A 13764-nucleotide genomic window follows, 5' to 3' on the forward strand; every position below is an offset into this window, starting at 1 on the left:
AGGTAGAAAGTTATCCACAGATAGCTGAGCAGGCCCTTTCCAGGGTGTCGAGCCTGCCAAGGTTGAAGCCATGGGGATTCAGGTCGGGCCGTTTCGGGGTTCGCAGGCGATACGCTCGGGCGCTCTCAGCAGGTACGAGCTGAGCCGCGACTACGTGAGGGTCTTTCGCGACACGTATGTCTGCGACGGGACTACTCTCGATGCGCGAACGATGGCCGTCGCTGCATCGATCTGCGTCGGCCACGGTGCCGTCATCGCAGGTATTTCTGCAGCAGCGATTCATGGTGCGAAATGGATCGATTCGACTGCGCCCCCGAGCGTTCTTGCAGCCGGTCGTTCCCATCAGCTGCCCGGATTGAGGATTCGCCACGACGCCTTCGACGACGATGATGTACTCGTCGTCAAGGGATTCGCCGTGACCACCGTGGTGCGCACCGCATTCGACATCGGGCGCTGGTTCACATCGACACAGTCTGTGGTGTACATCGACTCCGTGATGGCGGCAACGGGTCTGCGCGCAGAGAAGGTGCGCCACTACGCCACGTGCCGACCGGGCACACGGGGGATCCGGCGGTTGCTCGAGGCGCTGGACCTCGCCGATGGTGGATCGGCGTCGCCGCAGGAGACTCGAACCAGATTGCTCCTGGTCGGGGCCGGCCTGCCGAAACCCGAGACCCAGGTCGAGATCCGCGATAGTTCCGGCAGGTTCGTGGCCCGGATCGACTTGGGGTGGCCGCGATGGCGGGTAGGGGTCGAGTACGAGGGTGTTCACCACTGGCTCGATGAGCGTCAGCGGACCCGTGACATCGAGCGCTTCGAGGATCTCGACCGAGCCGAGTAGCAGATCGTCCGCGTCAATTCCGAGCAGATGCGGCTGCTCCCGCACGAGGTTGTGGCACGTGTGAGGGCAAAGCTCCGGGCCGCGGGCGCTCCGGTATAGCGAGTTCGCAGTTGTGCAGGCGATTCTCCCTGTTCGGGCGGCACAACTGCGAAGTCGGCGGGACGGGAACCTCGCTCTCGATGGCAGCATCGGCCAAACGCTCGTAGCGTGGAGAAGTGACCTCTACCAAACCTGGCATCTCCACTCTCGGCGAACTCAAGGCATCCGGACATCGGCAGCGGTCGATCAAGCAAGAGTTGCGGGAAAATCTTCTGACGGCATTGCGTGACGGCACCGATCCGTGGCCGGGGATCGTCGGTTTCGGCTCGACGGTGTTGCCGCAGTTCGAGCGCGCGATTCTGGCCGGTCACGACGTGGTGCTGCTCGGCGAGCGCGGGCAGGGCAAGACGCGGCTGCTGCGCACCCTCAATCTGCTGCTCGACGAGTGGGTGCCGGTGATCGCCGGAGCCGAACTGGGCGAGCATCCGTACGAGCCGATCACTCCGGCCAGCATTCGCAAAGCCGCTGAACTCGGCGACGACCTGCCCGTCGAGTGGCGGCATCGCAGCGAGCGATACGCCGAGAAGCTCGCGACCCCGGATACGTCGGTGGCGGACCTCGTCGGCGACGTCGATCCCGTCAAGGTTGCCGAGGGGCGAAGCCTCGGCGATCCCGAGACCATCCACTTCGGTCTCGTGCCCCGCAGCCACCGCGGCATCGTGGCGATCAACGAGCTCCCCGACCTCGCCGAGCGCATTCAGGTGTCGCTGCTCAACGTCATGGAGGAGCGCGACATTCAGGTGCGCGGCTACACCTTGCGTCTGCCGCTGGACGTGATGCTGGTGGCGAGCGCGAACCCCGAGGACTACACCAACCGCGGGCGCATCATCACCCCGCTCAAGGACCGTTTCGGCGCGGAGATCAGGACGCACTACCCCCTCGAACTCGACGCCGAGGTGGCGGTCATCGACCAGGAAGCGGAGCTGCAGGCAGCTGTTCCCAGCTATCTGCTCGAGGTGCTGGCCCGATTCACCCGACTGCTGCGCGAGTCGCCGTCGGTCGATCAGCGCTCCGGCGTCTCTGCTCGCTTCGCAATCGCAGCGGCCGAAACCATCGCTGCCGCAGCCGTTCATCGGGCTGCGATACTCGGTGAGGCCGAGCCCGTGGCCCGACCGGTGGATCTCGGCACCATCATCGAGGTGTTGCGCGGCAAGGTCGAATTCGAGTCGGGTGAGGAAGGTCGCGAAATCGAGGTCCTCGAACATATGTTGCGCCGAGCGACTGCCGATACCGTTCGAGCCCACCTCGGCGGCATCAACCTCGCAGCTCTGGTGACGGCAATCGAGACGGGCGAGCCCATCGTCACCGGCGATCGCATCACCGCCAAAGCGTTGCTCGACGAGCTTCCCGACGTCGAGGTCATCGGCGACATCCACGAACGTCTGAACGCCACCTCGGACGGCGAGAAAGCGGCCGCGGTCGAACTCGCACTCGAAGGTCTCTACCTCGCACGCCGTATCTCCAAGGACCCCGACGACGACGGTCAGACGGTGTACAGCTGATGCGTCGCTCCAGATACGGGCGGTATCACGACGGGCCGGATCCCCTTGCGCCACCGGTGGATCTGCGCGAAGCGCTCGACGCCATCGGTGAGGACGTGCTCGAGGGCGCGTCACCCAGGCGGGCATTGCAGGAGATGCTGCGGCGCGGGACGAAGAACATGCGCGGTCTCGACGACCTGGCCGCGCAGGCCGCCAAGCGTCGACGAGATCTGTTGAAGAAGAACAATCTCGACGGCACGCTGCAGGAAGTGCGAGAGCTGCTGGACAAGGCGGTACTCGAGGAACGCAAGGCACTTGCACGTGCCCTCGACGATGATGCACGGTTCCAGGAGATGCAGATCGGCGATCTGTCGCCGTCCACTGCTCAAGCGGTGCAGGAGCTTTCGGACTACGACTGGCGTTCGTCGGAGGCACGCGAGAACTACGAGAAGATCAAGGATCTGCTCGGACGCGAGATGCTGGACCAGCGTTTCGCCGGCATGAAGCAGGCCCTCGAAGGTGCCACCGACGAGGACCGTCAGGCCATCAGTGAGATGCTGAAAGACCTCAACGAGTTGCTCGACGCCCACAACAAGGGCGAGGACACCGATGAGCAGTTCGAGCAGTTCATGGACAAGCACGGGCAGCACTTCCCGGAGAATCCATCGAGCGTCGAGGAGCTGCTGGACTCCCTTGCTCAACGTGCAGCGGCGGCGCAACGGCTCCGGAATTCGTTGAGTCCGGAGCAGCGGGCAGAGCTCGATGCGTTGGCGCAGCAGGCCTTCGGCGATTCGAACCTGTTGAGCCAGCTGGATCAGCTCGATCAGAATCTCCAGCAGGCCCGGCCCGGAGAGGACTGGGACGGCTCGCAGAACTTCCGTGGCGAGAACGGGATGGGTCTCGGCGACGGGACCGGCGCGCTTCAGGACATCGCGGACCTCGAGAACCTGGGAAATCAGCTCTCGCAGCAGTACAACGGAGCTGCACTGGACGACATCGACGCCGACGCGTTGCTGAAGCAACTCGGGCCGGAGGCGGCGGCCGACGCCAGGATGCTCGCCGAGCTCGAAAAGGCGCTGCAGCAGCAGGGTTTCATGGACAAGGGTGCCGACGGACAATGGCGACTGTCACCGAAGGCGATGCGGCAGCTGGGGCAGTCCGCGCTCAAGGACGTGGCGGGAAAGCTGTCCCGACGCGGCGGCGAGCGAGACACTCGCAAGGCAGGCGCGATGGGGGAGCCCACCGGAGCGTCGCGAGCGTGGGAGTTCGGTGACACCGAGCCGTGGGACGTGACCCGCACGGTCAACAATGCGGTACTGCGTTCAGCCGCAACAGGATCGGGCTTCCCGGTGCAGTTGCAGGTGACCGATGTGGAGATCAGCGAGACCGAGACGCGAACGCAGGCTGCCGTGGCACTGCTGGTCGATACGTCGTTCTCGATGGTGATGGACGGCCGTTGGGTGCCGATGAAGCGCACAGCACTCGCGCTCAATCACCTGGTGAGCACCCGATTTCGCGGAGACGACCTACAACTCATCGGATTCGGCAGACACGCACAGACATTGACGGCGTCCGAGCTGGCCGGACTGGACGGTGCCTACGACCAGGGCACCAATCTGCATCACGCGCTCATGCTTGCGGTGCGGCATCTGCGGCGTCATCCCAATGCGCAACCGGTGGTGCTGATCGTCACCGACGGTGAGCCGACGGCGCATCTGGAGCCTGACGGCCACGCGTACTTCGATTACCCACCGTCGTCGAAGACTCTCGGGCTGACCGTGCGCGAACTCGATACCGTCGCGAAACTCGGTGCGCAGGTGACGATCTTCCGGCTCGGCGACGATCCGGGCCTCGCGCGCGTGGTCGACAAGATGGCCGAGCGCGTGGGCGGACGTGTCATCGCCCCTGATCTCGACGGACTCGGTGCCGCGGTGGTGACGGACTACCTGAAGCGTCGGCGATCCTGAATCACTTGTCGGCGGGCTTGATCTCCACCGATACCCCGCCCCAGAAGGCGAAACCGGTAATGATCACGCGCGGTGCGCCTGGGTGCGTCGCGCTGACGTGATCGAAGCCGCCCATGATGCCCATGCCGCGGACTTCGACGCTCACTCCGGGCGGCACGGTGACCTCGATGCCGCCCATGATGGCCACGCAGTTGATGGTGGTTTCCTCGGCGGTGAACGACGCGCGGCGTAGGTCGAGTTCGATCCCGCCCCAGAATGCGAACGCGTCGATACGCGCGGCGGGGGTCCACTCACCCTTGCGCACAGCACCGCTCATGATCGCGATCACGCGGTCGTTCGAGGAGCCACCGGACGGTGCGGTTGCAGGGGGAGGTGACAGCACCAGGTCGCCGGTCAGCAGGTCGAGTTCGCCGTAGGTCTTCGCCTGGTACACCGCAGCGGTGCGCTCGTCGTATTCGCTCACGGTGAGTTGGCCGTTCGCGAAAGCGTCGCTCAGCAACTGCGCGACGAGGTTCCTGTCCGCATCGGCCGCGCGAATCTGGCTTCGATCTCGGTCGGGGAGATGATCGCTCACCGACCGGACACTACCGGTGCCGGGGTCAGGCCGCATTCAGGATGGTGCGGCTCCCGAGCGGTGAAGCAAGGGACATCTGCATGGTGGCGTAGACGGCAACCATGATGCAGGACTTGTCGGCGGCGTCGGGCCTGGTTCCGGTACGCAGTTCGATGGTGACGGTCGTGGCGGTCTCGGTCACCGACGCGTCGGCTCCGTAGCACTCGGGAGTGCCGGTGACGAAGTGGACCGCGATGGTGTTGGGGGAGATCTGGCTCCAGGACTCGAACGGAGTGGTGGTGGCGCGGATCAGATCGGGGGTGGGCTCGAACATCGTGCCGACGTCGCCGACGGGCACTTCGTGGGGAACCGGAGGGGCGCTGGGTTGCTGAGCGAGACCGACCGGTGTGGTGGATCCGACCGTCGGCGTCGTCTCGTCGTCGCTGCTGGAGGCGGTGCTGCAGCCGACCAGCAGCAGGCACAACATGACTCCTGCAGCGAGAAACCTCATGTACTCAAAGTAGCGCTGTGAGCTGAGGAGAACCTTTGTGTTCGGCTCATGCGAGGAAGAGTGTCACGAGTGCGATGACGGGGATCGAGACGAGCGTGGTCACGAACGCGGTGTCTCGGGCGAGCACTACCCCGCGCTGGTAGCGGCTGGCGAAGACGAACACGTTCTGGGCGGTGGGCAGTGCCGAGACGACGACGATGGCGAACAGATCGTGCCCCTCCAGACCGAACACGAACTTGGCCATGAGGTAGCCGAGCAGGGGCTGCAGTGCCATCTTGAACACCGTGGCCAGAGCTACGTCCCGCCGTGGACTGATGCCCTTCTGCAGCACTCGGGCACCGTAGAGGGACAGGCCGAAGGCAAGCAGCGCACCGGGGACCGACGCATTCCCGACGAGTTGGAACGGCTGCATCAATGCCTCGGGCAGCTCGAATCCGGTGATCGAGAGGACGAGACCGGCTGCGCCGGCCACCACGATCGGGTTTCGGAACGGTGTCGTGACGGTCTTGAACACCGAGACCTTGTCGATCTCGGTGGATACATCGAGAATCGTCACCGCGATCGGGGTGTAGATCATGATCTGGAACAGCAGCAGCGGAGCGACGAAGTTGGCGTCGCCGAGTACGAACACGGCGATCGGGATGCCCAGGTTGGCGGCGTTGACGTACGAACTCGCCAGTGCCCCGACGGTCGCGTCGGGCACGGTCCGTTTCAGGGAGAGCTTGGCTATGACGAAATAGATCGCTCCGACGAGTAGTGCAGTGGAACCGGAGACGGCCAATACGGGCGAGAGGATGACCGACAGATCCGAGTTGGCCAACGTGACGAACAGCAAGGCAGGTGTCGCCACGAAGAACACGAGCCTGCTCAGTACGAACTGGCCGTGTTCGCCGAGCACCTTCAAATGGGCGAGTAGGTAACCCAGAGCGATGACGACGAAGATGACGGTGAAGCCCTCGAGGACGCCGGACATCTACGGACTGCTCATCTCTGGATCGGGAACGACAGAGAGGCCACGTAGCCGATGGCTACGTGGCCTCTCTGAATGAAAGTCTGGATCAGCGGCTGGTGAACGGCAGCAATGCCATTTCACGAGCGTTCTTCACTGCGACAGCAACCTGGCGCTGCTGCTGCGGGGTGAGCCCGGTGACCCGACGGCTGCGGATCTTGCCGCGGTCCGAGATGAACTGACGAAGGAGGTTGATGTCCTTGTAGTCCACCGTGGTCACCTTGGCGGCGTTCAACGGGTTCTTCTTCGGTCGACGGCCTGCTTCTGCGCGGACCTTCTTCGACGGTGCTCTCTTGACTGCCATCTGAAACCTTTTCCCTTTACCAGCTCGACTTGTGGACGCCTGGCAGCTCCCCGCGGTGAGCCATCTCGCGCATTTTCACACGGGACAGCCCAAATTTCCGTAGGTAACCGCGCGGACGTCCATCCGCAGCGTCACGATTGCGCAATCGTACCGGACTCGAATCGCGCGGCAGACGCTGCAGTGCTGCTTGGGCCTCCGCACGCTCGGAGTCGCTGCTCGAGGGCTTGCGGATGGTCTCTTTGAGCTCTGCGCGACGCGTTGCCCAGCGGGCGACGACGACCTTGCGTTGCTCGTTCTTCGCGATCTTCGATTTCTTGGCCACCGATCAGCGCTCCTCTCGGAAATCCACGTGCTTGCGCACGACCGGGTCGTATTTCTTCATGACCAGTCGGTCGGGATCGTTGCGACGGTTCTTGCGGGTGACGTAGGTGTAGCCCGTACCCGCGGTCGACTTGAGTTTGACGATCGGCCGGACATCGGTGCTCTTGCCCATCAGATCTTCTCCCCACGTGCGCGGATTTTGGCCACCACGGCGTCGATACCGTCGCGGTCGATGGTCTTGATGCCCTTGGCCGAGAGCGTGAGGGTGACGCGGCGACCGAGGCTCGGAGCGTAGTAGGTCTTGCGCTGGATGTTGGGATCCCATCTCCGGCTGGTGCGCACGTGGGAGTGCGAGACCGATTTTCCGAATCCGGGGGTGCGGCCGGTGACTTGGCAGTGCGCTGACATGAGCACTCCTTTTCTTGCCGTTATGACAATCGTTTTCGACAAAGCGTGTTCACGAATGTAGCGTGCATCCACAGGTAATGACAATCGTTGTCGACAAGAAGGGTGCTCGTGAACAACTCACCGGACGATCGAATCCCAATGGTCCTCGTCTCCGGCTGGACCGGGGCCATGGACGCGGTCGTGACATCACTGCTCGCGCCGGGGACCGTCGCGGTCCGCCACGACCTGAGCCGCGTCACCGAGGGCGTCGTGCGCCGCACGGTGTCCGTACTGGGTGAAACCCCGCGCGAGACCATCCTGGAACTGGCGCACGGCTGCGTCTCCTGCACGCTCCGCGAGGATCTACTGCCGCTGCTGCGCGCGCTGTCCGCCCGCAGCAACGTCGATCGCATCGTGCTCGCCATGGACCCCGCGCTCGAGCCCGAGGCGCTGTGCTGGGCCGTGGACAACGTCGTCGTGGCGGGCATCGTGGGGCAGATCGACGGCCCGGCCTCGCGTGACGTCCGCATCGAGGCGGTTGTCGACTGCCTCGACGCCGCAACCTGGCTGGCCGACGCCACCGGCGACGACGCCATGGCAGACCGAGGCATCGTCGCCAGTGGCGACGACGATCGAACCGTCGCGCAAGTGGTGGTCGGGCAGGTCGACTACGCCGATGCGCTCGTCGTCACCGCAGGCCCCGACGTCGACGCGTGGGAACGCGCCCGGCTCGCTGCTGTCCTGGCGCGGTTGGCACCGAATGCACCCGTGGTCTGGGTTTCTCAGGACGCAATGGTCGACGCTCCCGCACTTCTCGCGTCCGTTCCCGCCGATGCCCGGCGTGGTGCGATCAGCGATGCGCACTCACCGCTATTGCTCGGCCAGCCGCCGCTGGCTGTCGACTGTGGTGTCACCTTGGTCGAGTTCACCGCCACTCGGCCGTTCCATCCCGAGCGTCTGCACGAGGCGATCGACGTACTGCTCGACGGCGTCGTCACCGCGCGGGGGCGGGTGTGGGTCGCCACGCAGCCCGACGAAGCGCTGTGGATCGAATCGGCCGGCGGCGGTCTTCGCGTTGCCGGTGCCGGAAAGTGGCTTGCCGCAATGACTCCGGAGCAGCAGGACCGCGTCGACGCCACGCGTCGGGCAATGGCGGCGCTGCGGTGGGACGAGAAGTTCGGTGATCGCGACACCTCGCTGGTGATCCTCGTCCACGAGGCCGACCCCACCGAGATCGACCGAACCCTGCAGTGGGCGTTGGTATCCGACGACGAGATGGCAGACCCCGCGGCCTGGGCCACCTGGCACGACCCCTTCGGTCAGTGGCACGAAGACCCATGCGAGAGCAGCGAATCCCCGTACGCAGAACAAACACGAGAGGCAACAGAATGAAACCAGGCATCCACCCCGACTACCACCCGGTCGTGTTCCAGGACTCGAGTACCGGCAACAAGTTCCTCACCAGATCCACCGTCACATCCGCGCGCGAGACCGAATGGGCCGACGGCAACACCTACCCGCTCATCGTCGTCGACGTCTCGTCCGAATCACACCCCTTCTGGACCGGAGCCGCCCGCGTGATGGACACCCAGGGCCGCGTCGAGAAATTCGAGAAGCGATACGGTCGCCGAAGCCGAAAGGACGCCTGAATCATGGCTGTTCCGAAGAGAAAGATGTCGCGTTCGAACACCCGAAGCCGTCGGGCGCAGTGGAAAGCCGTTGCTCCTGATCTGGTGACCGTGCGCTTTGAAGGTCGAGAGTTCAGAGTGCCACGGAGGTTGGTCAAAGCAGTGCAGACCGGAGTGTACGACCCGAGCTGACCCTCAGCGGGTCTATCTTGACGTTCATGAACGATGGACCCAGTGCGCGAGATGTGAAGCGGTGGCGGCAGTACCTCGCCGACGAGCGAGCCGAGGCCGCCGTCTATCGCGATCTGGCAGGCCGACGCATCGGCGAGGAGCGCGAGATCCTGCTCGCACTCGCCGATGCGGAGGGCCGCCACGAGCAGCATTGGCGAACCCTGCTCGGCGACCGTGTCGGGATGCCGCTCAAGGGTGACATCCGCACCCGCATCCTCGGGGTGTTGGCACGTCGCTTCGGTTCGGTATTCGTACTCGCGCTGGCCCAACGAGCCGAAACCCGTTCGCCGTACGCCACCGACGCCGATGCCACGGAGGCGATGACGGCCGACGAACAGATCCACGCCGAAGTCATCAGGGCACTGGCGGCTCGCGGCCGCAATCGACTGTCCGGCACGTTCCGGGCCGCAGTGTTCGGGGCCAACGACGGCCTGGTGAGCAACCTGGCTCTGGTCCTCGGCATCAGCGGATCCGGAGTGTCCAATCAGATCGTCCTGGTCACCGGACTTGCGGGACTGCTCGCCGGCGCGCTGTCCATGGGTGCGGGCGAATACGTCTCCGTCCGTTCGCAACGCGAGCTGCTCGAGGCGTCATCCCCGGACAGTGCCGCGCGCGACGCCGTCCGACACCTCGACGTGGACGCCAACGAACTGGCACTGGTCTACCGAGCCCGGGGGATGACACACGAGGAAGCCGACGCCAAAGCGGCGGAAGTGCTGCGAGTACTACCTGCCGACGAGATGGCGCCCGACGTCGACGAGCACGAGTCCATCGGAACCGGCGTCGGTGCCGCCGGGGCCAGCTTCTGTTTCTTCGCCTCCGGGGCCGTCATCCCCGTGCTGCCGTATCTGTTCGGCCTCGAAGGCTATGTGGCACTTGCCGTTGCCGCCGTCCTCGTCGGAATCGCCTTGATCTGCACCGGCCTGGTGGTGGGACTGCTCAGCGGTGGGCCGCCGGTCAAACGCGCTCTGCGGCAGCTGGCTATCGGCTACGGCGCGGCCGGGGCGACATATCTACTGGGACTCGCATTCGGTGGGGGAGTGTAGAGACCGGTGGGTGGGCAGGATTGCACGATATTCGGCCTCATCGACGGGATCCCGCCATCACAGCGCACTACTGTGCATTCAGTCCCATCCCCGACGATCCGAATAATTCGCTCGCGTCGGAAACGTTCCACTCGATAGGGTTCTCGTCATGCGTGCAACCGTTCTGGCTTTCCCCGCTCTCGACTCGAGAGCCGGTGTGAGCGCTGTGCTGCGCGCATATTCGCCTGAACGACGTGATTCTCTCCGTGGCAAACAGGCACCGTTCGGGATTCGACCTATCGAATAACGCTCTCTCGTGGAGGGGGCAGAAAGGAAACATCATGCCCCCGAACAAGGTGGGCTTGCGTTTGCTCAATTGGGCTTCACAGCTCGAGGACAAGACTCTCGAGCAGGCCCGTGAAACAGCGTCGATGCCGTTCGTGCATCCGCACGTCGCCCTGATGCCCGACGCTCACAGCGGTATGGGAAGTGCAGTGGGAACGGTGATCCCGACGTTGGGTGCGGTGATACCGGCTGCGGTCGGAGTCGACATCGGCTGCGGAATGATCGGCGTCCGAACAGAATTCACCCTCGACGACGTCGACGGCCACAATCTGACGGACTTGCGACTCGCCATCGAAGCAAGCATTCCTCTCTCGCCCGGCAACTACAACGTCGGTGTCGATCGTTGGCAGTTCACTGCGCCCAAGCTGGTCGAACTCGAGGAGTTGGCGGCCAAGGACGGCGTCGAGCTGAACCACTCACCGCAGTGGCGTGAACAGCTGGGTTCGCTCGGCGGCGGAAATCACTTCATCGAGCTATGCCTCGACGAGACCGATCGAGTGTGGCTGTTTCTGCACAGCGGGTCGAGGGGCGTCGGTAACAAGATCGCCAAGAAGCACATTGCCATTGCGCAGCGATTGTGCGCGCAGTGGTGGATCCCGTTGCCGAACAAGGACTTGGCGTACCTGCCCGAGAGTGCGCCGGAATTCGGGCGATACATCCGAGACCTGAAGTGGGCGCAGCGGTTCGCGTACCTCAATCGCGCCGAGATGATGGACAGGTTCGGTGCGGTGTTCGCCGAGTGGATGGGAACCGACGACCATCGCGAGGTCGAGCGGATCAATTGCCATCACAACTACACGGTGAAGGAAACGCATGCGCACAAGGATGTGTGGCTCACGCGTAAGGGCGCGGTAGACGCACACGAGGGCGTCAAGGCGATCATTCCCGGGTCTATGGGAACTCGTTCTTACGTGGTCGTCGGTAAGGGCTCGCGGGCCGGGCTGTGCTCGGCTCCTCACGGTGCCGGTCGGCAGTTCTCGAGGACCGAGGCCAGGAAGCGGTTCACCCACGAGGACCTGCAGGCGCGGATGGTGGGGATCGAATTTCGCGACAGTGCCGACTTCATCGACGAGATTCCCGACGCCTACAAGTCGATCGATGTCGTGATGGAGGACGCCCGCGACTTGGTCAGCATCGAGCACGAGCTGAGGCAGATCCTCAACGTCAAGGGGACCTGATTCCTCCTCCCGTCGTGCGTGGAAATTCGTAGTGGGTCACGAATTTCCGTGCACGACGGGATTGTCCGCGTTCGTCCCGTTGTGCATCGGTGTTCGCGTGTTGTTCACTCAACTGCTTCGCTTGGTTAACGGATAGAGCGGTCGTCACCGCCACGATCGACTGATGACGCTCAATCCCGCAGGCGAGACCGTCGCGACCGGCATCCCGGGCACGCTCGCCGAGAACATGACCATGGCCGAGCAGCATGATTGGCATCGGTCGTTCCTGCGGCGGCACCCGGTCAGTCGACGAAATTTCCTGGTGGGAGCCGCCGCGACGGCCGCCGCGGTAGGCGTCGGGAATTCGGTGTTCGCGCGCACTGCCTACGCGCAGGACGCTCCGTTGGCTGTTGCCGGACGGCACATGGGCTTCGGAAACGATCCGGCGACGCAGTTGCGGTTCTCCGCTCAGCTCTCGCGTAATCCCGGAATCACCGGCGTCTTTCTCGACCACGGCCCCACGCCTGCATTGGGCGCGACGACCTCCGCCGAGGTGCGCAACCTGATCAGCCAGGTGCCCCAGACCGACGGCGGCATCCTCTCGGCCGAGCAGTACTACGTGCACGTACCCGTGGACAATCTGACGCCCAAGCTGCCGCACTACTACCGCTGGCGCACCGCAGACGGCTTCGTGAGCGATATCCGCAGCGCGTCTCCGGCGCTGCCGTCGGGCCGCATCGCACCCTTTCGGTTCACGATGATGGGCGATCAGGGCGTCGACGAAACCCCCTCGCAACCAGCAGGTCTGGTCGCCGGCGACTACGACGACCAGTACTACAAGGCGGACAACGAACCGTCGGTCAAGCACGCCCGCAACATCAATCGGCAGATTCAGGCATCGCACCCGGACTTCCACATCCTCGCAGGCGACATCGCGTACGCGGACCCGTCGGGTGCCGGTCTTCCTCCGCAGTTCGCGAAGCACGGACAGACGCCGCCGAAGGGATTCGACAAGTTCAACCCGTTCGTCTGGGACGGGTATTTCCAGGCCATCGAAGCCAGCGCATCGACCGCGCCGTGGTTGTTCGCCACCGGCAACCACGACATGGAAGCGCTCTACAGCCCCAACGGATACGGCGGTCACGCCGCACGGCTCGATCAGCCGACCAACGGACCCAAGGGATGCCCGTCGGCGTACTCGTTCGTCTACGGCAACACTGCCGTTCTCTCGCTCGACGCGAACGACGTCAGTTACGAGATCAAGGCCAACACCGGTTACAGCGGAGGAGCCCAGAACAGCTGGGTGGAACAGACGTTGGCGAGGTATCGTGCCGATCCGAACATCGACTTCATCGTCTGCTTCTTCCATCACTGCGCGTACTCGACGACATCCACCCATGCGAGCGACGGCGGCGTGCGCGACGCGTGGGTTGCACTGTTCGACCGTTACGAGGTGGACGTGGTGCTCCAGGCTCACAATCACGTCTTCGAGCGCACCGACCCCATCCGTGGGAATCGCGCGACGCGGGTCGCAGGCGACAACGCGACGGTCAGCGGAAAGACCGACGGCACCGTGTATTACACCGTCGGCGGTGGCGGTCGTCCGCGCTACACGTTCCAGGACGGCGAGGGCGTGAGCTACCGCGGCAACGAGCTGCCCGACACCGCAGTACCGAACAGCTATGTGTGGGCACCCGACGGCACCAAGTCGGCCGAGTCGATCACCTGGTCGCGAGTGCGCTTCCTGAACTACTCGTTCGTCAGAGTCGATGTGGTGCCGGGTATTCCGGGCATCACGGCCAGCAGAATGACGATCGGTGCCATCGACGAATACGGCAACGAGTTCGACAGGTTGACCTTCACCCGCGACATTCCGGTGGGTCCGGTGTTCGGTTCCTCGTAGGT

General features: G+C 64.2%; 16 protein-coding genes. 9 read left to right on the forward strand and 7 right to left on the reverse strand.

Annotated elements, in window-relative coordinates:
- Positions 1-70 precede the first annotated feature (70 nt).
- The 3 genes from R4P57_RS22480 to R4P57_RS22490 all read left to right on the forward strand — a co-directional run bounded on the left by R4P57_RS22480 (position 71) and on the right by R4P57_RS22490 (position 4388).
- A complete protein-coding gene (locus tag R4P57_RS22480; protein WP_317805077.1) occupies positions 71-841 on the forward strand; it encodes a hypothetical protein in 771 nt (256 codons plus the stop codon).
- Positions 842-1056: 215 nt separating this feature from the next.
- Positions 1057-2442, forward strand: coding sequence for an ATP-binding protein (locus R4P57_RS22485; protein ID WP_317805078.1), 1386 nt, complete (start codon positions 1057-1059; stop codon positions 2440-2442).
- The gene (locus R4P57_RS22490) at positions 2442-4388 is read left to right on the forward strand and encodes a VWA domain-containing protein (RefSeq protein ID WP_317805080.1); all 1947 of its coding nucleotides are present in this window, start codon (positions 2442-2444) and stop codon (positions 4386-4388) included. The genes R4P57_RS22485 and R4P57_RS22490 overlap by 1 nt, the downstream gene beginning before the upstream one ends.
- Position 4389: 1 nt before the next feature.
- On the opposite strand, the gene R4P57_RS22495 is transcribed toward R4P57_RS22490, so the two are convergent.
- The 7 genes from R4P57_RS22495 to rpmB form a co-directional block, all read right to left on the reverse strand.
- On the reverse strand, positions 4390-4962 hold the full coding sequence (locus tag R4P57_RS22495; RefSeq protein ID WP_317805081.1) for a DUF1707 domain-containing protein: 573 nt from the start codon (positions 4960-4962) through the stop codon (positions 4390-4392).
- A 25-nt stretch (positions 4963-4987) separates the two neighbouring features.
- On the reverse strand, positions 4988-5452 hold the full coding sequence (locus R4P57_RS22500) for a hypothetical protein (protein WP_317805082.1): 465 nt from the start codon (positions 5450-5452) through the stop codon (positions 4988-4990).
- Between the two features lie 46 nt (positions 5453-5498).
- Entirely contained in the window at positions 5499-6425 is a 927-nt protein-coding gene (locus tag R4P57_RS22505; RefSeq protein ID WP_317805083.1) for an AEC family transporter, read from the reverse strand.
- 85 nt (positions 6426-6510) lie between these two features.
- On the reverse strand, positions 6511-6765 hold the full coding sequence (gene rpsR / locus R4P57_RS22510) for a 30S ribosomal protein S18 (protein WP_008719028.1): 255 nt from the start codon (positions 6763-6765) through the stop codon (positions 6511-6513).
- Positions 6766-6781: 16 nt separating this feature from the next.
- Positions 6782-7087: a 30S ribosomal protein S14 gene (gene rpsN / locus R4P57_RS22515; RefSeq protein WP_317805084.1), complete on the reverse strand. Its 306-nt coding sequence runs from the start codon at positions 7085-7087 to the stop codon at positions 6782-6784.
- Positions 7088-7090: 3 nt separating this feature from the next.
- Complete coding sequence (gene rpmG / locus R4P57_RS22520; protein ID WP_170944568.1) at positions 7091-7261, reverse strand: 50S ribosomal protein L33; 171 nt, start codon at positions 7259-7261, stop codon at positions 7091-7093.
- Positions 7258-7494 (reverse strand): 50S ribosomal protein L28, encoded by a 237-nt coding sequence (rpmB, locus tag R4P57_RS22525; protein ID WP_032404320.1) that lies wholly within the window; start codon positions 7492-7494, stop codon positions 7258-7260. The genes rpmG and rpmB overlap by 4 nt, the downstream gene beginning before the upstream one ends.
- Positions 7495-7632: 138 nt before the next feature.
- Here rpmB and mrf point away from each other — a divergent pair, with 138 nt between their 5' ends.
- From mrf to R4P57_RS22555, 6 genes are all read left to right on the forward strand, one after another.
- The gene (gene mrf, locus R4P57_RS22530) at positions 7633-8865 is read left to right on the forward strand and encodes a ribosome hibernation factor-recruiting GTPase MRF (RefSeq protein WP_317805184.1); all 1233 of its coding nucleotides are present in this window, start codon (positions 7633-7635) and stop codon (positions 8863-8865) included.
- Positions 8862-9122 carry a type B 50S ribosomal protein L31 gene (locus R4P57_RS22535; RefSeq protein WP_317805085.1) on the forward strand — a complete coding sequence of 87 codons (261 nt, stop codon included), beginning with the start codon at positions 8862-8864 and terminating at the stop codon, positions 9120-9122. Before mrf ends, R4P57_RS22535 begins: the two co-directional genes overlap by 4 nt.
- A 3-nt stretch (positions 9123-9125) precedes the next feature.
- A complete protein-coding gene (gene rpmF, locus R4P57_RS22540) occupies positions 9126-9293 on the forward strand; it encodes a 50S ribosomal protein L32 (protein WP_317805087.1) in 168 nt (55 codons plus the stop codon).
- Positions 9294-9319: 26 nt separating this feature from the next.
- Positions 9320-10378 (forward strand): VIT1/CCC1 family protein, encoded by a 1059-nt coding sequence (locus R4P57_RS22545; protein ID WP_317805088.1) that lies wholly within the window; start codon positions 9320-9322, stop codon positions 10376-10378.
- Positions 10379-10698: 320 nt separating this feature from the next.
- The gene (locus R4P57_RS22550; RefSeq protein WP_317805089.1) at positions 10699-11880 is read left to right on the forward strand and encodes an RtcB family protein; all 1182 of its coding nucleotides are present in this window, start codon (positions 10699-10701) and stop codon (positions 11878-11880) included.
- Positions 11881-12043: 163 nt separating this feature from the next.
- The gene (locus R4P57_RS22555) at positions 12044-13762 is read left to right on the forward strand and encodes a metallophosphoesterase family protein (RefSeq protein ID WP_317805090.1); all 1719 of its coding nucleotides are present in this window, start codon (positions 12044-12046) and stop codon (positions 13760-13762) included.
- Positions 13763-13764 lie beyond the last annotated feature (2 nt).

The sequence above is a fragment of the Rhodococcus sp. IEGM 1330 genome (assembly GCF_033142445.1).
Lineage (GTDB): Bacteria > Actinomycetota > Actinomycetes > Mycobacteriales > Mycobacteriaceae > Rhodococcoides.

What these genes read in the sequence shown, in the direction of transcription:
- R4P57_RS22545 (WP_317805088.1), top strand. Translation starts at nt 9,320, where the DNA reads ATGAACGATGGACCCAGTGCGCGAGATGTGAAGCGGTGGCGGCAGTAC.
- rpmB (WP_032404320.1), bottom strand. Translation starts at nt 7,494, where the DNA reads ATGTCAGCGCACTGCCAAGTCACCGGCCGCACCCCCGGATTCGGAAAA.
- R4P57_RS22535 (WP_317805085.1), top strand. Translation starts at nt 8,862, where the DNA reads ATGAAACCAGGCATCCACCCCGACTACCACCCGGTCGTGTTCCAGGAC.
- mrf (WP_317805184.1), top strand. Translation starts at nt 7,633, where the DNA reads ATGGTCCTCGTCTCCGGCTGGACCGGGGCCATGGACGCGGTCGTGACA.
- R4P57_RS22555 (WP_317805090.1), top strand. Translation starts at nt 12,044, where the DNA reads ATGACGCTCAATCCCGCAGGCGAGACCGTCGCGACCGGCATCCCGGGC.
- R4P57_RS22550 (WP_317805089.1), top strand. Translation starts at nt 10,699, where the DNA reads ATGCCCCCGAACAAGGTGGGCTTGCGTTTGCTCAATTGGGCTTCACAG.
- rpmF (WP_317805087.1), top strand. Translation starts at nt 9,126, where the DNA reads ATGGCTGTTCCGAAGAGAAAGATGTCGCGTTCGAACACCCGAAGCCGT.
- R4P57_RS22490 (WP_317805080.1), top strand. Translation starts at nt 2,442, where the DNA reads ATGCGTCGCTCCAGATACGGGCGGTATCACGACGGGCCGGATCCCCTT.
- rpsR (WP_008719028.1), bottom strand. Translation starts at nt 6,765, where the DNA reads ATGGCAGTCAAGAGAGCACCGTCGAAGAAGGTCCGCGCAGAAGCAGGC.
- R4P57_RS22480 (WP_317805077.1), top strand. Translation starts at nt 71, where the DNA reads ATGGGGATTCAGGTCGGGCCGTTTCGGGGTTCGCAGGCGATACGCTCG.
- R4P57_RS22500 (WP_317805082.1), bottom strand. Translation starts at nt 5,452, where the DNA reads ATGAGGTTTCTCGCTGCAGGAGTCATGTTGTGCCTGCTGCTGGTCGGC.
- R4P57_RS22505 (WP_317805083.1), bottom strand. Translation starts at nt 6,425, where the DNA reads ATGTCCGGCGTCCTCGAGGGCTTCACCGTCATCTTCGTCGTCATCGCT.